The following is a 20,396-nucleotide window of genomic DNA, read 5'->3' on the forward strand; positions in this document are numbered from 1 at the left end:
AAATTTATATCTCTGATTCAGCCTCAAATTTTTCAATTTTCAGTTGTTCCTCAACCAACTTAGACTCAGCCTGAATGGGTGTAGAGCCACTATTGACTTGAATCAGCAATTCCCAATGAATTTCACCTGTTGAATTGATATAGACATCAGAGAACTGTTTCAGCATTTTGTTTGCTGTGTTTGCCCAAGCTTCTGTGTAGTCAGGACGTAATCGCAATGGGTAATCCTTCATTAGACGAATCAGCTTTAAATAAAAATCTGGATCGTCGGTGATCTCCTGCCAAAACATTTGTCCAGAGCGAATTACATAAATTCTGCCAGAATCCACATCCGCATCACAATTCACACGTCCTGTAGCCTGACCCAACATACCAACAAATTGTTTTTGAAGACCTTTAGACAGAAACCGCTCATAAGCTTTATCAAAATCAGCTTTTACACCTCTACCCATCCGAGCATTTTGCCAATTAGAAGCTGATTTAACTTCAATCACGGTATAAGTATCCTCGGTTTCAATCACAACATCCATACCCAGCTGATTAGCTTCTTCACCTCCTCCAACTTTCTGTGCGATCGCCTCAAAAAACTGCTTGCCAAAAATTGTCTCATCGGACTTAATAAGACGGGACTTCATTAGCTCTTCAATAAGTTGTGCAGCCGTTACTACACCCATAGATCGAAACAAGTAAAGATTTTTAGAGAGAAGCTCTTCAAGCTTTAACTTCTTAAGAATTTGAATTCGACAGTCATAGAATACTCGCAGTCGCTCTTGAATGAGATCTTCTAAATCATCAGGATTAATCGAAAGACGTGGCATCAATTTTATTGCTGTAGGGAAGTTCTAACTGCTTTAAAGTACCCAGTCGTTCTTGTGCTTGCACACAATACTCTTCATTAATCTCAATCCCGATGAAGTAGCGGGATAATTTTTGAGCAGCGATCGCTGTTGTTCCGCTACCCATAAATGGATCTAAAACGACATCATTGGGTTGAGTAAACAACTTCATGAACCATATAGGCAACTCAGATGGAAAGGCAGCACTATGATTTTTATTGCCACATTCTGTCGCCATATGTAAAACGTTAGTTGGATAGGCTAAATCGCGACCGACCCAATTTGAAATATTCTTGCCAAAGCCACTGCCAACTTTTGATTCATCACGTTGTTTATCGGTGGCACTTAATTTTTTTAGGCGCGCATTTGCCCAGTTACCTGTTGGAACCATTACTGATTCCTGATACATTGCAAATTTTTTATTGATGTTGAAATGTAAGCATCTTTCCCAAGAATCACGAAATCGATTTGACCATTTTCCTGGATAACAATTTTTCTTATGCCATATATATTCTTCTGTCCATAACCATCCTTGTTTACGCATTTCCAAAATCAGTTCTAAAACGTAAGTATGACGTTCTCCGTTAACAACTCGCTCCTTGATATTCAAAACAAATGATCCAGTTGGCTTAAGAACTCGCTTTAATTCACTACTAATTGGCAAAAACCACTCAACATATTTATCAGGATGAATACCACCATAGGTATTCTTTCTCTGATCTGCATAAGGGGGAGAAGTCACAATTAAGTCAATTGACTGAGCAGGCAAAGAAGGAAGAAAGGCAAGACAATCGCTGCAATAAATTCGATCTAAAAATTCGTTGGCTTTCTGCTCAACTAGGTCAGTAGGATATTTTGAATCAGTGGAACTACTACAAGCAACACTAGAAATGACATTTGCCGACTGAACACTAAATTTATCTTCTCGTGATTCCAGGCTCCAATCCACTTGTGATATCCCCTAAACGTTTAAGCTCACTCCATTTTACATAGCTCATCATAGCGGCAGAGAACTAAGACAATAGAGTTAAACTGGATGAGATAGCTGAATTGTGGCTGCTTTCGGTTTCCTTCTGGCTCTAGTCATCCATGCTTAAACGTTCTCAGTTTCAGACGGTGCTATTTGCTTTGGCTATTGGGATAGCAGGAATTGCTGGATGCCGTGGTGAGCAAGCGAGTCAGCCGATCGCCCCTCTTCCATCACCTGCCTCATCGCCGATCGCAACCGCAACTCCGCCAAATCCTCCGACAACCGACCCGGCGGCGATGCAAGCGGCTTATAAGCTGGCGCTGGAAAAAGCAAGCAGTGCCAAAAATATTAGTCAAACTGCGCTGACGGAAGATGACTGGACGCTAGTAGCAAGCCGCTGGAAGCAGGCGATCTCCCTACTCAAATCGTTGCCTGCCTCTGCGCCTGCTCAACCGCTGGCAAAAACTAAGCTGAAGGAATTTGAGCGAGAATTTGCCACAACTCAAAAGAAACTTTCCCAAGCAAAACGTGAGAGTGATTCCACCACGGCTTCAGGATTGGCAGGCGTTAATTCTAGTTCGCTCAAGGTATCCAGCGCGATCTCCGCCAGCGGAGCAAAGGCGACTTCAGAAAAAGTGTTTCGTGCCCTGATCAAGCGGCGAGAAGGCGGCACTCCGGTGATTGATGTCACCTTCAACGGCACTCAAACTTTTGAAATGATTGTGGATACAGGAGCAAGTGGCACGGTGATTACCCAAGCAATGGCGCAAGCATTGGGTGCCCGAATTATTGGCAAAACTAAGGTGAATACGGCTAGCCAAGCAGGGGTGGAAGTGCCGTTGGCGTATGTTGATTCGATCGCAGTGGGCAATGCGGTTGTCAAAGATGTGATTGTGGCGATCGCCAACGCTTCTTTGAATATTGGCTTATTAGGACATGATTTTTTTAGCGACTACGATCTGACCGTAAAGCGAGAAGTGGTGGAATTTCGGAGGCGATAGTGGTGGAAAGTTTTGGGTTTTGAGTTTTGGGTTTTGAGTTTTGAGTTGAGGTGAATTGTTCAAGGTCGAGTTAAGTTTTGGGATGAATCACTGGCAAGTTGTTTCTGGGGTGGTGCAGCAAGGACACCAAATTGCTTCGGGTTGGGCGAGTGATAGTCCGTATCCCAAGGGTAGTATTGCGATGCAAATGCCTTACTTTCGGGCGTTGGGATTGGATCTATTCGATCTATTTCAAGGCACATTGAATATTTCAATTCATCCTGCCACGTTTGTGATGCAGCAGCCGACTTATACTTTTCCTAAGGTTGCTTGGACGGTGGCTCATCCCCCAGAAACCTTCTCGTTTTTGCCCTGCCAGATTGTGTTCCAATCCTATGCTTACCAAGCTTTTGTCTATTATCCGCACCCTGAAACGAAGCAGCGTCATTTTCAAAATGCGGACATTTTAGAACTGTTGGCACCGCCGATCGCGAGGATTAACTATGGCGATCGCGTTGAGCTTGCCCTGAATCCCGCCGAAATTTTGATTGTGAATCCTGATGAAGGCTAGGATAGTGGGGCATTTGCAGGCTTGAAATTGATGAAATTTAGCGAAGTTGTTCAGCGGCTAGGGGTGCCCGTCGATCGCACCAGTCTCAGCTTAGAGAGTGCCCATGATCCAGAGATGGTTGGAGTGGCGGCAGTGGACGAAGCAACGAGCGGGCAACTCAGCTATATCGATGGAGCAAAGTTTGCCGCCCAAATTAAAACAACTCAGGCGATCGCCCTAATTTTGCCGCGCAGTCAAGACTTGCAAGCTGCTGCTACAGAACGGAGCATTGCCTGGATCGAAACCGCTGAACCCCGGCTGATGTTTGCCCAAGCGATCGCGCTGTTCTATCAAGCTTTTCAACCTGATCCAGAAATCCATCCAACTGCTGTGATTCACCCGACTGCAAAAATTGGGACGGAAGTGGCGATCGGGGCGCATGTGGTGATTCAGGCAAATGTGACCGTTGGCAATCAGGTCTGCATTCATCCCAATGTGGTGATTTATCCCGATGCTCGAATTGGCGATCGCGTGGTTCTCCATGCCAACTGCACCATTCATGAGCGCACTCGCTTAGGCACCGACTGTGTGATTCAACCAGGAGCGGTGATTGGGGCAGAAGGATTTGGCTTTGTGCCCACCGCGCAGGGCTGGTACAAAATGCAGCAGTCGGGCTGTGTGGTGTTGGAAGATGGCGTAGAAGTGGGCTGCAACTCCACGATTGATCGTCCGGCGGTGGGCGAAACTCGCATTGCCCAACAGACCAAGCTCGACAATCTGGTGCATATTGGGCACGGCGCTCAGATCGGCTTTGGCTGCGCGTTTGCGGCACAGGTGGGCTTGGCTGGCGGTGTGGAAGTGGGCAACCGTGTGATTTTGGCGGGACAGGTGGGCGTGGCAAATGATGCCAAGATTGGTGATGGCGCGATCGCGTCTTCTAAAACAGGCGTACATGGCACCGTTAACCCCGGACAGGTGGTTTCCGGCTATCCCTGTGTTGACCACAAAATCTATCTCAAGTCGTCTGCTATTTATAGCCGCCTGCCAGATATGTATCAAACCCTTAAGCAACTGCAAAAACGAGTTGAAGAACTGGAGAACCAAGGGCTAGAGAGGGCGGAGTAGAGAGTACGGTGTACGAAAAATCATCTTGTCTTTCTTGCTGATATGGGACAAGATTCAAAGCCGGAAACCCAACCCTCAAACCCCAAATCCTGACCTCTACCTTCTAAATTTTTGAACGGCTTCTTTTACAAACATACATGGACTGATCGGCTTCCATCCACGCTTGAAAAAGTCCTAAACTTGGATTGCGGTGGGCAATTCCTAAAGATGCTTCCACTTGAACAGAGATTAAAGCCGTTTGAATCCGCTCGATTAACTGCTCACCCGCTGCGCGATCGCACTCCACCCCCAAAATCGCAAACTCATCTCCACCCACCCGCGCCACTACATCTTGCCGCCGCATCGCGCCCATCAACGCTTGAGCCGTTTTGACTAATAACTCATCTCCCTTTACGTGCCCCTGAGAATCATTCACCTGTTTCAAACCATCCAAATCGAGAGAAATCACACAAGTTGGATAGCCAAGTTGCTGAGAACGGATTTCTTCGCTTGCCAACAGGCTTTCCCACCCTCGGCGATTATAGAGTCCAGTCAAAACATCGCTCATAGCTTCGGCTCTTGCCCGTTCAGCATAGCGAGTCTGGCTCGCCGCATGGAGATCAAGGGTGAGAATCGTACTCAGCAATTTTGCCAGCAATTCTACTAAGGCAAGTTCGGTTGTAATCGCCTCTGCCTGAGGCGTGGGATGAATCGCACAGAGCGTTCCAAACAAAGATCCATCGCTATAAGTTAAAGGAACTCCAACATAGGCACCAATTTGAACCTCCCTGCCAATTGGCGCGATCGCGTAAGCCGGAATCTTATCTGAGCAAGGCGCAATTCGAGGACCATACCCCGCCACCATCTGACAACAGAAGGAATCTGCCCAGCGAAACACATCGCCTTCCTCCACTCCATACCCATGATCACTCGCCTGCAAAACAATCCAGTCCTTCCCTTCTGTCCGAGTGACCATCCATAGGTCAAACCCCATGCGTCCCTGAAGGAACCCCAAAACAGCACGAGCCGCAGAATCAAAATCTGAAAACGCTTGAACATCAAGCATGATTATTTAAGTCACCTGAAGAAGCAGGAAGAATGCAGAGGGTAAGAAGATATAGGGTCAGGCTATAGTTTCGACAATAATCTACCGTAGATTAATTGGTCTATGCAAAAATACACATTCTGGGAGAAACAGCTTAGATAAGCGCTACTGTACTGGCTGAACTGAATGGAGATGTACCATAACAGCCCGAAACCAGAAACCTACTTTTTAACTTTTCTGCTATCCTGCTGGCTGCAATTCATCGAGTTTTTGCAGGACTTCTGCACTGTGAATCACCGGGCGCACTTGGGTAAAGGTTGCCCGCAAAACACCATTCGGACCGACAATATAAGTATTTCGTAAAGACATGGGTGCTAACCAAGCGCCGTAGGCTTTGCTGACCGCGCCATCTTCATCGGCTAAGAGGGGAAACTTCAAGCCTTCAGAATCGCAAAACTCGGCGTGAGAATCAACTGAATCGACGCTAATTCCTAAAATCTGTGTTTTTTTACTGATATATTTGGGCAGATCCGCTTGAAATCTCTGCGCTTCTAAGGTGCAGCCTGAGGTGAAGTCTTTGGGATAGAAGTAAGCTACAACCCATTTACCTCGGTAGTCTTTGAGCGAAATGGCGCGATCGCCTATGTTACTCGGCAGCGAAAATTCTGGGGCAGGTTGGTTAATCGGCGGCAAGGGGCCACCCAAGGCATAGGCAGTACTAGCAGGACTCAAAACCATGCCTACTGTGAAGCACAGAGCTAAAACCGAGGAGAGCAGCGATCGCATCATGTGAAACTACCTAAACCAGTACTTAATATAAGTTTATAAGGTAAGTACTTGGACATAAAAAATTACTTTGTACAACTCCCGGCTGTCGCCATCCCCTTACCAAGGGGACTACAGGAGGTGTATTTAATTGTGTACAACTACTTCAGGTGAATGATTTTGCTAATTTGCCTGATGCTACTCTGTTTTACCAAAACGCATTTGAGTTAGCTTCTTTTGAGCTTCTGGATCGAGACAATGCGCCAAAAATCGCCCACTACTTTTTTGAGTAGACTTTTTTTTACCCTTGACCTGAACAGTTGCTGCATGAACATCTAAGGCAAGCTGTTCTACTGAGATACATTCTGCGCCATAGCCCACGACCGTAAGCCGTTGGGCGCGATCGGAGGTTGCTACAATCAAGCGCTGATGAAACTTGCGAACATCATTGCGAAAGGCAGCACAGGCTTTTTCAATAAAGGTATCTGCGGTTTGTCCAAAGTCGGTATAGCAGACTGCGAGATTACTAGTGATGACTTCGCGAGTGCTAGGAAGATCTCGATATTGAGCATCAAACACAAGGCGGGTATCGAAATCTTTATAGGCACTGTAGTTAGTCAATACCTCAATTAGCTGCCGTCGTGCGTCTTCTAGCCCATCGCGATCGCGAATCTGTTTTAGGTCAGCCCAACTGCCGACTACGTTGTAGCCGTCAACTAACAAAATCGCCAGCGGGATAGAGCGCGGCATGGCAGCAAGTAAGAACTAGTTTAGGGTTTGCTGAGCGTGGCTCTAGTGTATCGCAGTTTCGTCAGGTATCAGGTATCACAAGTAGCAGGTTTTAGAGTTCGGGGTTAGGGGTTCATACCGTTTTAAGTTTTGAGTTTTGAGTTTTAAGTTTTGAGTTGTAGAAACTTAACTCAGTCACGGTTTTAACCTAAAATCTGTTGCATCCTCCATTTGAATTGGTATCAGCAAGAAGTTTTACATTCGCCATTCGTTATTCGCCATATCTCCTACGGAGACGCTACGCGAACGTCATTCGCTATTCATTAAGCGATCGCGTAATCGCTGTGGATCACCTTGATCAATCACTTTGCCGCTTTCAAGCAAAAATGCGCCATCACAATAGTCGAGTTCGTCTAGCCGATGGGTGACCCAGAGGGCGGTTAATCCTCGTTCTTTGACTAAACGCTGCACTTGGGCAACCAGTTCTCGCTGGCTATCGAGGTCAAGCAGAGCCGTGGGTTCGTCGAACAGCACCACCTCACATTGACGGGCAATTGTGCCAGCGATCGCCACTCGTTGCTTTTGCCCCCCACTAAGTGCATAAATCGGACGTTGGATCAACGGCTGCAAATTTACGGCGGTCAAAGCATCATTCACCCGTTGCTTAACTTGAATTGCCGTGAGTTGTTCGGCGGCTAAGCCAAAGGCAACATCTGCCCCGACGCTGGGCATCACCAGTTGATGATCGGGATTTTGAAAGACAAATCCTAGCTTGGGTAGGGGTTTGATTGATCCCGATTCCGGTTGTAGCAACCCTGCCAATAGTTTGAGCAGGGTTGATTTGCCGCTGCCATTGGTGCCCAATAGCATCCAAAATTCACCTTTTGGCACTTCTAGGCAGCAGCCATCTAGAACGGTGCTGCCTGTTTGCCACCGAAAATGGAGATCTTGAACCTGAATCGCGATCGCGCTCCGCGAGACGAAGTCGTTCGCGTCATTTATGGGGGCGATCGTCGTCATCCTGCTGCTGCAAAGCTAAAGCCGGGTGCCTTACCTGAGGCGGTTGCCGTGCCCGATTTTTCGTATAGCTGCACGGCGGTAATCTCGCTGCTCACAATGCTAATTTTCTTGCCCGTCTGATGTTCGCAGACTAACTCAATTAAGCGTTGCTCACCCGATTTCATCGCTTCAATCACCTGCTGATAAGACGCTTCTGCATCTTCCGGAGTTTTGCGCTGCACCGACAAGGTAATCGGCGTACTCTTCAATGTGACATCAATAATAAACATGTAGCGTATCCATACAAGAATCAAATCAATTCAACCAAGACTAGTATCGCAAATCTCGCCCCAACTGTGCCGATACCCCTAGAAACCAGGCAAGATGTTAAAGTCTGAGAAAAGCGTTCTCTCTGACTCACCTTCACCCCACCACCCTTATCTATGCTAGAGCGTCCGATGGATCAAACCAGTGTACTTTCAGATAGTCCTTTAGCCAATGGCGATCGCAATGTCAACAGCCTCACCTCTTCAGCCAAGGCAGCATTGCATACTGTGTCTAATCCGCTGGCATATACTGATTCCTTCGTGCGGCGGCACATTGGTCCAAACGCGGCTGATGTTGCTAAGATGCTTGCGCTACTGGGTTTTAGCGATTTGGAAGGCTTGATTAGTGCAACGGTGCCCCAATCGATTCGTCTGAAAGCCCCCTTAAAGCTTGAAGCTGAAAAAGGTGAATATGAACTGCTGCAAGAACTCAAAGAAATTGCCCAAGAAAATCAAGTATTCCGCTCGTTTATCGGCATGGGCTATCACAATTGCATCACTCCGCCCGTGATTCAGCGCAACATTTTAGAAAATCCGGGGTGGTATACCCAATACACGCCTTACCAGCCTGAAATTGCTCAGGGCAGATTGGAAGCGCTACTTAACTTCCAGACGATGGTAACGGATTTAACTGGATTAGAAATTGCCAATGCTTCTCTGCTAGATGAGGGCACCGCTGCGGCAGAAGCGATGTCGATGAGCTATGGACTTTGTAAGACCGATGCTAAAACGTTTTGGGTATCACAAGTGTGCCATCCGCAAACGATCGCCGTTGTGCAAACTCGCGCCACAGCGTTAGGACTGGAGGTAATCATCGGCGATCATGAAACCTGCTTATTCGACCAGCCGATTTTTGGCGCACTGCTGCAATATCCTGCTACAGACGGCACGATTTTTGATTATCACGAGTTTTGCGATCGCGCCCATACTGCAAAAGCGCTAGTCATCGTCGCTGCGGATTTGCTCAGCCTTACCTTACTGAAACCACCAGGTGAATTTGGAGCCGACATCGCGATCGGCAACACCCAGCGCTTTGGAGTTCCCCTAGGCTACGGCGGACCTCACGCTGCCTACTTTGCTACAAAAGAAGCCTTTAAACGCCAACTGCCCGGTCGGTTAGTTGGTGTTTCTAAAGATGGGCAGGGTCAGCCTGCCCTCCGTCTAGCGCTGCAAACTCGTGAACAGCATATCCGCCGCGATAAAGCCACCAGCAACATTTGTACGGCTCAAGTGCTGCTGGCGATCATGGCGAGTATGTATGCGGTCTATCACGGATCTGAAGGGCTGCGAAATATTGGAATGCGAGTTCACCATCTAACGATTTTGCTGGCAGAAGGTCTGAAGCGATTAGGCTACACGCTGGGTGCGATCGCATACTTTGATACGCTGCGGGTGAATGTGGGCAGCGATCGCCTTCAAAATATCATTGCTCGTGCCCATTCTCATCACATCAATCTGCGTCAACTAGATGACCAGACCCTCGGCGTTTCCCTCGATGAAACCGTTTCTACGGACGATCTGCTGGCACTCTTCCAACTCTTTGCCGGGGGACAGGGCGTTCATTTTACGCCAGAGGATCTCTTCCATTCGTCGTCACTTCATGCCGTCATTCCTTCTGCGCTGCAACGAACTACCCCCTATCTCACCCATCCTGTTTTCAATTCCTATCAATCCGAAACCGAGCTATTGCGGTATATGTATCGCTTGCAAACGAAGGATCTTTCCCTGGCAACGGCAATGATTCCCCTCGGCTCTTGCACCATGAAGCTGAACGCCACTTCCGAGATGTTGCCCGTGACTTGGGCAGAATTTGGGCAGATTCACCCGTTCGCGCCAATGGATCAAACCCGTGGCTATCAAATCTTGTTTGACCAGCTAGAACATTGGCTAGCCGAAATTACGGGGTTTGCGGGCGTTTCTCTACAGCCAAATGCAGGTTCTCAGGGTGAATATGCTGGCTTATTGGTGATTCGGCAATATCACGAATCGCGAGGGGAAGGACATCGCAATGTTTGCCTGATTCCCACTTCAGCCCATGGCACCAATCCCGCCAGTGCCGTCATGGCAGGCATGAAAGTGGTGCCTGTAGCCTGCGATTCCCATGGCAATATCGATATTACCGATCTCAAGGCAAAAGCTGAGCAGCATCAAGCTATACTCTCGGCACTGATGGTGACTTACCCTTCAACTCACGGCGTATTTGAGGAAGGGATTCAGGAAATTTGTGCGATCGCCCATGCCAACGGCGCACAGGTTTACATGGATGGTGCCAATTTGAATGCTCAAGTAGGTATTTGCCGCCCCGGTGATTTTGGTGCCGATGTTTGCCACTTGAACCTGCATAAAACTTTCTGCATTCCCCACGGCGGCGGCGGTCCCGGAATGGGTCCGATTGGTGTGGCAAAACATCTAGTCCCCTTTCTGCCCAATCATCCCATTGTGCAGGTGGGCGGCAAACAGGGCATTGGCGCAGTTTCAGCCGCACCCTGGGGTAGTCCTAGCATTTTGCCGATCTCCTGGGTTTATATTGCGGCAATGGGGGCAGAAGGGTTGACCAAAGCGACACAGGTTGCCATTCTCAGCGCGAACTACATTGCCAAGCGCTTGGAAGAACACTACTCGGTGCTATACAAAGGCAAACAGGGGTTTGTTGCCCACGAGTGCATTCTTGACCTGCGCCAGTTTAAGAAAACAGCAGATATTGATGTCGATGATATTGCGAAACGCCTGATTGACTACGGCTTTCACCCGCCTACAGTGTCGTGGCCCGTGGCGGGGACAATTATGGTGGAACCGACAGAGAGCGAATCGAAAACAGAACTCGATCGCTTCTGTGATGCGATGATCGCCATTCGTGAGGAAATCCGCGCCATTGAAGACAACACAGTCGATCGCCAAAATAATCTGCTGAAAAACGCGCCCCATACCGCGATCGCCCTAACTGAAGAGTGGAACCATCCCTACTCGCGCCAACAGGCAGTTTATCCAACGCAATGGACACGAGATCACAAGTTTTGGGCAGCCGTAGGGCGGATCGATCAGGCATACGGCGATCGCAACCTGGTTTGCACCTGCCCACCCATGGAATCCTATCAGTCTTCCGAATGAAGCTATCCTTAAACGAGAGTTTTTGCCCTCAAAGCTATCCGGTATGTCGAAGCAAATCTACAAATGGAAGCGGTTTTGGTGCCCTCGGTCAGGCAGCATTAACCTAGCCGATGGTGGCTACCTGTGCGCTCCAGATACAGATTGTGACTATCCAAAAATCTTCAATATCTGCTCGTTCAACAGGATCGAAAAACTGATGGCAGAACAATCTAACCCCAATTTCTCTGGCGCAACCTTCAATGCTCCCGTCAATTTTGCTCCAAACTACGGCAATCAAGCCCAGAATCTCAGCATACAAAACACTGAACAGAATTTTGAGGTTGTCCTTACCGACTTTAAGCAATTCGTCGCTGATCTCCAAACCCAAAATCCTAATGTCAAGACTTCTGAAGCAGCTACTCAAACCATTACTGTTCAAGCGAAGAAACTTCCTCAGCCACGCTTACAGAACTTTCTTAACCTAAAATAGCTATGGAAGGGCAGCAAAAAAGCGAGCCTGAAAGTAGGCGAACATTTTGCTGAAAGTAATGTTTGGGGTAAGGGAGCAATTGCTTTTCTAGAAGGTGTGAGCGAAGAGGTGTAATCGACAAATCACGGGAAAAATAAATGCAAATCACGATCGACTTACCGACCGATCTGGAACAAGATTTGATTCGTCAAGCTGCTCAGTCGAATATTTCGCTCCAAACTCTGATTATTGAAACCTTACGCCAGCGAACCCAAACGACCTCTGGTTCAATTTCTCAGTGGTCAGATGTCATCCTGTCCTACGAAGGAAATCCTGACTTTCCCGCGATCGAGTCCTATCGTGATGACCTCTTGCCAACCTGTGAACCGGATTTATTCTGATGCGCTATCTACTCGATACTTGCGTCATCAGCGATTTTATTAAAGGTGAACCTGGAACTCAAGCCAGACTTAAGCAAACATCACCCGCTGACATTGCGGTTTCGGTAATCACGGTCATGGAGTTACGCTACGGCTTGGCGCTCATCCTCAACGCGCTCAACAAGTTGAACCTGCGATCGCCAGTTTTCTTACCTCTGTAACAATCCTTTCTTTCGGAACCGCAGAAGCTGAACAAGCGGCTCAAATTCGTGCCCTTCTCAAAACTCAGGGACAGCCGATTGGTGCTTATGATGTTTTAATTGCTGCAACTGCCCTGCAATATCATCTACTGATGGTCACTGCGAACCCGCGAGAATTCGATCGAGTCCCTGGGCTACAGACCGAAAATTGGCGACAGATATAATTTCTCTGACTGCATTGGGAAGAATTATCACACCAGCTTTTGAGGCTCAGCACTTTGGCATCGCATGGATGAAGTCGAGCAGTTGATGCGCCATGGTTAGCTTGCTGCACGGCTGATCGATGTGGTGCTGTCGTCCGTGGCGATCGAGGAATATTGCCTGGTTGGTGTCACTGCCAAAACCGCTGTTGGGCTGGTCGATCGGGTTGGCAGCGATCGCGTCTAGCTGTTTTCTCACCAGTTTTTCTTTGGCTGGCGTAACAATATCTCCAGTTTGGGCAGCAAAGCCAACTAGCCGCTGATGAGGCTGCTTCAAAGATGCTAATTCCGCCACAATATCTGGGACGGGTGCCAATAATAGGTTTTCAGGCAAGGCAGATTTGGATAATTTTTCAGGACTGTAATCAGCGGGTTTTACATCCGCCACTGCCGCTGCCATGATCGTCCAGTCTGCTTGAGAGAAATGGGCTAGCATTGCTTGCCGCATTTCTACTGCCGTTTCCACTGCGATGCATCGCACACCGAACGCACGAACCGACTCGATCGCGGTTGATGGAGCATATACAAGGGTTACTTTAGCCCCGCGATGGTGGGCGGCTTGGGCTAAGGCAATCCCCATTTTTCCGGTGGAAGGATTGCCGATAAATCGCACCGGATCGAGAAATTCGCGGGTGCCCCCGGCGCTAATTAGAAGATGTTTGCCGATCAGATCGCGATCGCCCTGGGTATGCAGCAGCGATCGCACATAGGGTAAGATTTCGGCAGGTTCTGCCATGCGTCCGGCACCCACGCGATCGCACGCCAATAGACCCGATCCCGGCGCGAGAGTGTGATAGCGGGAATCTTGCTGGACTTGCTGCCAGTTACGCTGCACGGCTGCCTGTTCCCACATATCGGTATTCATCGCTGGAGCCAGCAACACCGGACAGGTAGAAGCTAGCACCGTGTTGGTCAGCAGATTATCTGCCATGCCATGAGCAAGCTTTGCCAGAGTATTTGCGGTCAGCGGCGCGAGTAGAAAAATATCTGCCCATTCTCCTAGCTCAATGTGCAACGGGCGACCGTGAACAGGCTGCCAAAAATCGCGATCGCCATAGGCTGGATATCGGCTCAAGGTGGCAAACGTCAGCGGTGTTACAAATTCTTGGGCGGCATCCGTTAGCACGGTGCGAACTTGCACTCCGTCTTTTGCTAGGGTTGAAACGACTTCGCACACTTTATAGGCAGCAATTCCACCGCCCACACCCACTAAAACTCGATAACCCTGCATAAAATTTTGAGAGCCTAGACTAATGAGTTCATCATCCGTCCAGGCTCCCAAATCTGCAATTACAAGTCTTCAGGTTTTTGTTTCTGCTGTTCAATTGCTACGCTTCGTCGTAAGCTTCCATATCCAGCAGGTAGAGGTAAGACTCCACCATCTCAGGACGTTCAAAGGCGATCGCCCGCAATAAGTGCCAATCCTTCAAGCCTTCAAAGGCGTTGGAGTAATCATCTTGGTCTAGTCGCGCTGCCAGTTCTGCAACGTCATTTTCAGTCAAGCTGGAAACTTTTTCTCTTTCTAGATGTAATGCTGGCATGACTAGCACCTCCGGGTTGCAGTGTTCAAGGCTTTATGAAAACCCAAGACGCTTTAGGCTGTCCATATTCGTCCTTGCTTATTTTAGCTGACTTATTTGCCATCAAACTGAATATTCATGGCTTGTCATTGATTGGCAGGAACTCTTTAACAAAACTTTGTACTTGTCTCAACGCGATCGGCTGAATTTCATGCCCCATATCGTACTCCTGATAATTTGGAGTTACGTCTAGGGCTTGTAAGCTATCACGCGCTTGGTGAGCAGCTTGCAAGGGCACCACCTGATCTTGCCGTCCGTGAATTATTAAAGTTGGAGGCAGAGCAGTCTGCTGGGGTTGCAGCGGCGCATGGAGGTAGCCACTTAAAATCATCAAGCCTGCAAAGGGTAGCCGCACCCCAACATCTAAGGTCATTGCGCCCCCTTGAGAAAAACCCCCTAAGATAATCCGCGACCAAGGGATGTTGGCAGTTTGCGTGAATTGGGTCAAGAATTCAATTAGCTGCTGGCGACTGGTGGACAGGTCGGCGCGATCGCCAAACTCTGATTGACCCAAGAAGCTATACTCTTGCGGAAAGCTGTACCACATCTTGCCTACAGGATTATAAGGATGAGGAAAGGGCGCTTCTGGGAACACCAGTTGATAGTCTGACAAATTCAAATAGTCTGCCAGACCAAACAGATCCTGACAGTTAGCACCCCAGCCATGGAGCAGTACAACGGCTCCTTGGGACGATCGCCCGCTTTTGGGCGGCACGGAAATTGAGTAAAGCGTGTTTGCCATGAATTCTGAAACTTTTTCGACTTTACTCCAGTCTAGGTAAAATGCATCTTAGTATTCGTCTACCATTCGATTACATTTGATGTGCCATCTTTGCTTGAGTTCTTTAAACTTCCTTGGCTTTAATATCATGAAACTGAAATCGTCTGTGGTCATCTCTGGGTCTGCTAGCGCGATCGCGGTTGGATTATGCTGCTTGTCTAGTGTGAGCGCGATCGCTCAGCCTATTTCCGTCCCGACTCCTGAATCGAGCAAATCTTCTGAAATCAGTGTGGGAAACACCATTCGGTTAAACACCCAGCAGCAAAAAGCCCTCTCGACCATTAGCGAATTTGCCTTTGACCAACTAGAATCCATCATTTCAAGTGGGCTTGATCCGACCAAGCTAAAACGCCCCGATGCAGCCCGCGCCGAAACCTTGCGCCAGCAGTTTTCCACTTTTTTACGGTTAGATAATCAACAAAAAGCAGGACTCCGCACCATTTTGCAGACTGCACGCGACCAAATGAAACGCCAAATGGAGCAGAAGTAGCCCTTAATTTTGAATCCAACCAACTCCGTCCGCTAAACTCAAGAGAATGGTTTAGTGGGAGTTTTGAGCATGGCACGTCTAGCGCTGCTGAGCGTATCAGATAAAATAGGATTGGTGGAATTTGCCCGATCTCTGATTGAAGAATTTGGGTTTGATCTGATCAGCAGTGGCGGCACCGCAAAAGCTTTGCAAGAGGCAGGATTGCCCGTGACGAAAGTATCGGACTACACGGGGTCGCCAGAAATTTTGGGAGGACGGGTCAAAACCTTGCATCCTCGCATTCATGGCGGCATTTTGGCGCGGCGCGATGTGCCATCTGACTTGGCAGATTTAGAGGCGCAGGATATTCGACCGCTTGATCTCGTGGTGGTGAATTTGTATCCGTTTGCCGCGACGATCGCCCGTCCTGATGTGTCGATTGCAGAGGCGATCGAGCAAATCGACATTGGTGGTCCAGCAATGCTGCGGGCTTCAGCAAAAAACTACGCCCATCTCACGGTACTCTGTCGCCCCAGTCAATATAGTCCTTACCTGCAAGAATTGCGCCAGAATAATGGTGCGATCGCGTTAGAATTTCGTCAACAGGCTGCCCTACAAGCTTTTCAGCACACGGGCGACTATGATCAAGCAATTTCGACCTATCTGGCAGAACAAAGCGCTGCCCGTGGCGGGGAGCTAGAAGAGCGCGCCCTTTCGCCTAACTTTGCCCTTACCGGACAGCAGCTTCAGCCCTTACGCTATGGCGAGAATCCTCATCAACCGGCTGCCTGGTATCAAACTGGCGCGATCGCTAGCGGGTGGGCAGCGGCAACCAAGCTGCAAGGCAAAGAACTGAGCTATAACAATCTGGTTGATTTAGAAGCAGCACGACGACTGATTGCTGAGTTTGTGGAATCGCAAATTCCCCCTGCTGCCGCTATTTTGAAGCATACGAATCCCTGTGGGGCGGCTTTAGGGCACACGATCGCAGAAGCGTATGAAAAAGCATTTAATGCTGATCCCGTTTCTGCATTTGGCGGCATTGTGGCGTTGAGCCGTCCGATTGATGGCGCAACAGCGTTGTTACTAACCAAAACCTTTTTGGAATGCGTTGTCGCTCCTGGCTGCGAACCGGAGGCACTGGAGATTTTGGCAGCAAAATCTAAAGTCCGGGTGTTGGTGTTGCCTGATTTGACCCAGGGTGCAGATTTTACGGTGAAGGCGATCGCGGGTGGCTTTTTAGCACAATCCAGCGATGATCAGGCAGTGAATCCTGAAACCTGGACAGTTGCGACCGAGAAACAACCCACTACTGCCCAGTTAGAAGAACTCTTGTTTGCCTGGAAAGTTTGTAAACATGTGAAATCAAATGCGATCGTGGTGACGCGCGATCGCGCCACAGTGGGAGTTGGCGCAGGGCAAATGAACCGGGTCGGCTCGGTCAAAATTGCCCTAGAGCAAGCTGGCGAAAAAGCGCAAGCCGCGATTCTTGCTAGTGATGGCTTTTTCCCGTTTGATGATTCCGTTCGCACTGCTGCCGCAGCAGGCATTCAAGCGATCGTTCAACCGGGCGGCAGTCTGCGTGACCAAGACTCCATCACTGCTGCAAACGAACTCGGCATCGTCATGCTGCTGACCGGCACTCGACACTTTTTGCACTGAGTTTAAGAATCAAGGCTCAAAGTTTGCATCCAAGCATAATCAATGTCACTGATGGGTGGAATGGGTTGTTGAGTATAGTCGATCGCTAGATCCAATGCTGCCTCTGCGTAAACCTGCTCTAACCCCCAATTTAGATCAATCACAGGTTCTTCATCTTCCTGCTGTAATGGCAACAGAAAGTGAGGGATAGGCTCTCGCAAATTGAAAGGATAGAGTTCTGCTGTGGGGCGTTGATTAGCGCGGCTGACTAGGATTCGATAGTCGGATGGAACCGCCCCTGCAACTCGCTTGGGTTCTCCAGTTCGCAATAAATCAATCTCTACCAGGTTAACCGTGCTGTTCAGCAAGTTTTGGCGCTTGGTATCATACTTGGTTCTGCTCTCGCCCGATCGCTTATTTTTGGGTGACAGCACTTCCAGTACCGTGACAACCGTTCCCGTTCCAACGTCTCGAATTTCTAGATAGCGTTCCTGAGTTTCTTCGGTAATGGGCACAGTCACCACTATCGGCTCAGTCAAAGTTCCTGTTGCAGCGTTTGACTGGGCAGATTGCGATCGCTTAAAGACAGTTACATCAGGAATCCCAACCAACAAAGAGTCTGAGTAAACTCGTTTTTCAACGGCTGCCCGATATTTTGGGGTGATCGTGGTGTTGAGCAATCGCGCTAAGACAGCAATCAACCCAAAATGAACCTCTGTCCATAAATACGGATTTTCAAGGTAAGGATTCATTCCTGGAAAACGGGGCTTCATGGGTCATTTCTCCTGCCGCTCACTCTCATTCTATGCGCTCCCTTCATTCCTAGAGCTTAAGTAAAGCTGACCCCGGTTTCTACAGGTTCCATGCGTTGCTTTAATGCTGGGCTAAGTTTCTTGCAGAACCGTGTGGATCAATTCTGCGGCTAGTTCTAGTTTATCGCGCTGGGTCAGAGCATCGAAGTCTACAGTGATGCTGGAGCGCAGGTTAACTGTCCCAAACGGTGTAGGAGGCAGATCAAAGCTTTCATAAAAGTAATCGATCGCCCTGCCATAAATCGCCGCAAATGCAGGTAGCTCCTTCTCCGCATCCACTTTGCGTTTCCCAGTTTCGATCGTAGAAAGCGTTTGCTGGCTAATCTCCACATCAAAGCGGTTCTCAAGCTGCTCAATCACCTGCTCTTGCGTGAGTCCAAGAAGTTCACGGGTAGCCCGAAGTCGCTGACCAAGTGAAATCGCCATACTTGCATACCGGATATTCACGTAATTACAAGAAAATCCTATATTTCTATTCTCGTAATTTCCACTAGGCATCACAATGTCGTACAAGATATTCTTGTATTAACAATTTATTCATGTAACTTACGAACTAACCCAGAGTATGAACCACATCGCAAAAGCACAGTTTCAAAGCGGGAAAGTTGATATTGTTCCATCTCAATCCACACAATCTGTGTCTCCTATTCTTGTGTCTAAAGCTTTGAGTCTCTATGACCTTCTAGCAGTCGATATAAGTAATGGGGCTGACAAAAAACTTGCTCAGAAAGCTCTACAGAAGGTTGAAGCTATGAAGCAACAGATTGAAGCAGCAGTGAGTCCTGGTTGCAACTTGAAGGGACAAGGACTAGGGAGAAATACCTTCAAGAAAACCTTTGATCACGACAACAAAGAATACCGCATTGATTTTGAGCTAAGTGGAGAAGTCACTGCGGATTGAGCAAGATTTCTTTTGTGTTCACATCAACTCTATTTTCTTAAAAGGACTAAATCTAGAATGGCGATCGACCTTGATTTATTTTCAGGCAGTAATTATCGTTCGACGATTGTGCAGTACTGCAATAACTTGGGTTGGCACATTAATGACATTAATGATCGTCGGACTATCATCAAGTTCAACATGGACTCTGGCAATACTCAAACGCTTTTCATTATCCGATACGACAATACCCTAGAATTTTCCTGTCCAAGTGGTCTTAAGTTTGATAGCACAGGCGACTGTCCTGCATGGTTATCAGCAGCTCTGCTTTGCAAGAACCGAGAGTACAAAGTCGGCTTTTGGTGTATTGAGGGGATTGGAGATAAACAAGCTCTCTCAATCATGCATAACGCTGAAATCAGCTTAATTGATGTCAACTACTTCAGAAGAGTAATCAATCAGCTAGTAAAGGAATGTGATGATCTAGAACAAACAGTTGCTAGAGCGTTGAGGGGTTACTAACTACTAGAATTACAGCTTTCCTCTCTTAATGTGAGTTACGCAATGAACTAAATATATGAGTGAAATCAAGCACTTTATTTACATTGAGAGGATTGACAAAATTGATCGCTCACTTCCAGACATAGAACAAAAAGTTCGTTCTTTTAGCAAGATTGCATCTTTGATCCCTGGTTATATTGCTTGGGCTTTGTGTGCAATACCTTGCCTCACACTAGCAATTTTTTTACCAACTTTCATGGGAGAAGAGGGCAAAAAGTTTTCCCTCTGGATACTCGATTTTACTTCAAAAGCGAATCGAATTCTCTGGTACTACATGTTCTACTATCCAGTCAAATTGATTTGCTCATTTGTCGGAAAGTAGTAAATTTCAACTTTCACATTCAACCAATCTAGAGGCAAAGCATTATGGCATTCGAGAAAATTGGCTCCGTCAGCACACCAGGTTCGTCAAACTTTATCAACTCTGAGGGCACAGAATACCCAGTTTATTGGGACAGAGAAACTGGTGAAATCAAGGTCGGAAACGAGTCGGCTGGCTCAGCAAATTCTGCTGGTCAAGCTATGACGAAAGCTAAAATCTATGCGGGTAGCTGGGGGCAATCCCGCTAGTGCAGTAATAATGTCAACGCACAAACAAATTCTTACTTTGAGGTGATCATTAACATGAAGCTAGTTTTAACGAAGAATCAAGCTAAAGGTATGATGGGTAATGTCAGCTTTGAGGTAAAAGCATCAGTTCAATTGAGTCAAGAAGAATCATCCCTCATTGATCATTACAAGCTACGTGACACTGTTTTGTTGGGAGCATCTCAAAGTTGCAGAAATAGATTAATGCCGCCAGAATAAGGGCTGTTGTATTGAGTCCAATGATGACACCCGAAGATGAGCAAGCCCTCGTTAGCCATGCCCGCGAAATCGCGAAAATTCTTCATCGTAATGCCCCTGCGGAGGCAATCGAAACCCTCGAAGGCATCGAGAAAACAGTTCGCGGACAACTGTTAGAGCATGTTAG

The 20,396-nt window shown here is 47.9% G+C and carries 25 protein-coding genes; 13 read left to right on the forward strand and 12 right to left on the reverse strand.

The window, feature by feature from the left end:
• Positions 1-4: 4 nt before the first annotated feature.
• Together AB3R30_RS05380 and AB3R30_RS05385 are read right to left on the reverse strand one after the other, a co-directional pair.
• The gene (locus AB3R30_RS05380; protein ID WP_458648117.1) at positions 5-817 is read right to left on the reverse strand and encodes a PmeII family type II restriction endonuclease; all 813 of its coding nucleotides are present in this window, start codon (positions 815-817) and stop codon (positions 5-7) included.
• Positions 798-1,784 carry a DNA-methyltransferase gene (locus AB3R30_RS05385; RefSeq protein WP_458648118.1) on the reverse strand — a complete coding sequence of 329 codons (987 nt, stop codon included), beginning with the start codon at positions 1,782-1,784 and terminating at the stop codon, positions 798-800. Before AB3R30_RS05385 ends, AB3R30_RS05380 begins: the two co-directional genes overlap by 20 nt.
• Before the next feature lie 140 nt (positions 1,785-1,924).
• On the opposite strand from AB3R30_RS05385, the gene AB3R30_RS05390 reads away from it, so the two are divergent.
• The 3 genes from AB3R30_RS05390 to lpxD all read left to right on the forward strand — a co-directional run bounded on the left by AB3R30_RS05390 (position 1,925) and on the right by lpxD (position 4,460).
• Entirely contained in the window at positions 1,925-2,806 is an 882-nt protein-coding gene (locus AB3R30_RS05390) for a retropepsin-like aspartic protease family protein (RefSeq protein ID WP_458648119.1), read from the forward strand.
• A gap of 82 nt (positions 2,807-2,888) precedes the next feature.
• Positions 2,889-3,356, forward strand: coding sequence for a hypothetical protein (locus AB3R30_RS05395; protein WP_458648120.1), 468 nt, complete (start codon positions 2,889-2,891; stop codon positions 3,354-3,356).
• A 30-nt stretch (positions 3,357-3,386) separates the two neighbouring features.
• Positions 3,387-4,460: a UDP-3-O-(3-hydroxymyristoyl)glucosamine N-acyltransferase gene (gene lpxD / locus AB3R30_RS05400; protein ID WP_458648121.1), complete on the forward strand. Its 1,074-nt coding sequence runs from the start codon at positions 3,387-3,389 to the stop codon at positions 4,458-4,460.
• Between the two features lie 103 nt (positions 4,461-4,563).
• On the opposite strand, the gene AB3R30_RS05405 is transcribed toward lpxD, so the two are convergent.
• From AB3R30_RS05405 to AB3R30_RS05425, 5 genes are all read right to left on the reverse strand, one after another.
• Positions 4,564-5,505, reverse strand: coding sequence for a sensor domain-containing diguanylate cyclase (locus AB3R30_RS05405; RefSeq protein WP_458648122.1), 942 nt, complete (start codon positions 5,503-5,505; stop codon positions 4,564-4,566).
• A gap of 219 nt (positions 5,506-5,724) precedes the next feature.
• Entirely contained in the window at positions 5,725-6,273 is a 549-nt protein-coding gene (locus tag AB3R30_RS05410; RefSeq protein WP_458648123.1) for a peroxiredoxin, read from the reverse strand.
• Positions 6,274-6,447: 174 nt separating this feature from the next.
• Positions 6,448-6,999, reverse strand: coding sequence for an NYN domain-containing protein (locus AB3R30_RS05415; RefSeq protein WP_458648124.1), 552 nt, complete (start codon positions 6,997-6,999; stop codon positions 6,448-6,450).
• 288 nt (positions 7,000-7,287) lie between these two features.
• Positions 7,288-7,998, reverse strand: a complete 711-nt coding sequence (locus tag AB3R30_RS05420) for an energy-coupling factor ABC transporter ATP-binding protein (RefSeq protein WP_458648125.1) — start codon at positions 7,996-7,998, stop codon at positions 7,288-7,290.
• A complete protein-coding gene (locus AB3R30_RS05425; RefSeq protein WP_458648126.1) occupies positions 7,995-8,267 on the reverse strand; it encodes a hypothetical protein in 273 nt (90 codons plus the stop codon). Before AB3R30_RS05425 ends, AB3R30_RS05420 begins: the two co-directional genes overlap by 4 nt.
• A 153-nt stretch (positions 8,268-8,420) precedes the next feature.
• Between AB3R30_RS05425 and gcvP the strand changes: the two genes are divergently transcribed.
• From gcvP to AB3R30_RS05450, 5 genes are all read left to right on the forward strand, one after another.
• Complete coding sequence (gene gcvP / locus AB3R30_RS05430) at positions 8,421-11,411, forward strand: aminomethyl-transferring glycine dehydrogenase (protein ID WP_458648127.1); 2,991 nt, start codon at positions 8,421-8,423, stop codon at positions 11,409-11,411.
• A 43-nt stretch (positions 11,412-11,454) separates the two neighbouring features.
• Positions 11,455-11,880: a hypothetical protein gene (locus tag AB3R30_RS05435; protein WP_458648128.1), complete on the forward strand. Its 426-nt coding sequence runs from the start codon at positions 11,455-11,457 to the stop codon at positions 11,878-11,880.
• Positions 11,881-12,017: 137 nt separating this feature from the next.
• Entirely contained in the window at positions 12,018-12,260 is a 243-nt protein-coding gene (locus AB3R30_RS05440; protein WP_458648129.1) for a hypothetical protein, read from the forward strand.
• Positions 12,260-12,460, forward strand: coding sequence for a PIN domain-containing protein (locus AB3R30_RS05445; RefSeq protein WP_458648130.1), 201 nt, complete (start codon positions 12,260-12,262; stop codon positions 12,458-12,460). The genes AB3R30_RS05440 and AB3R30_RS05445 overlap by 1 nt, the downstream gene beginning before the upstream one ends.
• Before the next feature lie 2 nt (positions 12,461-12,462).
• Positions 12,463-12,663, forward strand: a complete 201-nt coding sequence (locus tag AB3R30_RS05450) for a PIN domain-containing protein (RefSeq protein ID WP_458648144.1) — start codon at positions 12,463-12,465, stop codon at positions 12,661-12,663.
• Positions 12,664-12,709: 46 nt separating this feature from the next.
• Here AB3R30_RS05450 and coaBC read toward each other — a convergent pair whose 3' ends face one another.
• The 3 genes from coaBC to AB3R30_RS05465 form a co-directional block, all read right to left on the reverse strand.
• Positions 12,710-13,930 (reverse strand): bifunctional phosphopantothenoylcysteine decarboxylase/phosphopantothenate--cysteine ligase CoaBC, encoded by a 1,221-nt coding sequence (coaBC, locus tag AB3R30_RS05455; protein WP_458648131.1) that lies wholly within the window; start codon positions 13,928-13,930, stop codon positions 12,710-12,712.
• Positions 13,931-14,027: 97 nt separating this feature from the next.
• Positions 14,028-14,240, reverse strand: coding sequence for a protein IsiD (gene isiD, locus AB3R30_RS05460; protein WP_458648132.1), 213 nt, complete (start codon positions 14,238-14,240; stop codon positions 14,028-14,030).
• A 115-nt stretch (positions 14,241-14,355) separates the two neighbouring features.
• Positions 14,356-15,021 (reverse strand): alpha/beta hydrolase, encoded by a 666-nt coding sequence (locus tag AB3R30_RS05465; RefSeq protein ID WP_458648133.1) that lies wholly within the window; start codon positions 15,019-15,021, stop codon positions 14,356-14,358.
• A gap of 127 nt (positions 15,022-15,148) precedes the next feature.
• Between AB3R30_RS05465 and AB3R30_RS05470 the strand changes: the two genes are divergently transcribed.
• Together AB3R30_RS05470 and purH are read left to right on the forward strand one after the other, a co-directional pair.
• A complete protein-coding gene (locus AB3R30_RS05470; protein ID WP_458648134.1) occupies positions 15,149-15,550 on the forward strand; it encodes a hypothetical protein in 402 nt (133 codons plus the stop codon).
• 69 nt (positions 15,551-15,619) lie between these two features.
• Positions 15,620-17,191 carry a bifunctional phosphoribosylaminoimidazolecarboxamide formyltransferase/IMP cyclohydrolase gene (gene purH, locus AB3R30_RS05475; RefSeq protein WP_458648135.1) on the forward strand — a complete coding sequence of 524 codons (1,572 nt, stop codon included), beginning with the start codon at positions 15,620-15,622 and terminating at the stop codon, positions 17,189-17,191.
• 2 nt (positions 17,192-17,193) lie between these two features.
• Here purH and AB3R30_RS05480 read toward each other — a convergent pair whose 3' ends face one another.
• Both AB3R30_RS05480 and AB3R30_RS05485 read right to left on the reverse strand, forming a co-directional pair.
• Positions 17,194-17,943 (reverse strand): DUF4058 family protein, encoded by a 750-nt coding sequence (locus AB3R30_RS05480; RefSeq protein ID WP_458648136.1) that lies wholly within the window; start codon positions 17,941-17,943, stop codon positions 17,194-17,196.
• A 111-nt stretch (positions 17,944-18,054) separates the two neighbouring features.
• Positions 18,055-18,408, reverse strand: coding sequence for a helix-turn-helix domain-containing protein (locus AB3R30_RS05485; RefSeq protein ID WP_458648137.1), 354 nt, complete (start codon positions 18,406-18,408; stop codon positions 18,055-18,057).
• Positions 18,409-18,619: 211 nt separating this feature from the next.
• Here AB3R30_RS05485 and AB3R30_RS05490 point away from each other — a divergent pair, with 211 nt between their 5' ends.
• From AB3R30_RS05490 to AB3R30_RS05500, 3 genes are all read left to right on the forward strand, one after another.
• Positions 18,620-18,883: a hypothetical protein gene (locus tag AB3R30_RS05490; protein WP_458648138.1), complete on the forward strand. Its 264-nt coding sequence runs from the start codon at positions 18,620-18,622 to the stop codon at positions 18,881-18,883.
• Between the two features lie 57 nt (positions 18,884-18,940).
• Positions 18,941-19,384, forward strand: coding sequence for a hypothetical protein (locus AB3R30_RS05495; protein WP_458648139.1), 444 nt, complete (start codon positions 18,941-18,943; stop codon positions 19,382-19,384).
• 405 nt (positions 19,385-19,789) lie between these two features.
• Entirely contained in the window at positions 19,790-19,993 is a 204-nt protein-coding gene (locus AB3R30_RS05500; RefSeq protein WP_458648140.1) for a hypothetical protein, read from the forward strand.
• Positions 19,994-20,396: the final 403 nt, after the last annotated feature.

This window comes from Sivoneniella epilithica UHCC 1019 (assembly GCF_040830845.1).
Classification (GTDB): domain Bacteria; phylum Cyanobacteriota; class Cyanobacteriia; order Leptolyngbyales; family Leptolyngbyaceae; genus ULC077BIN1.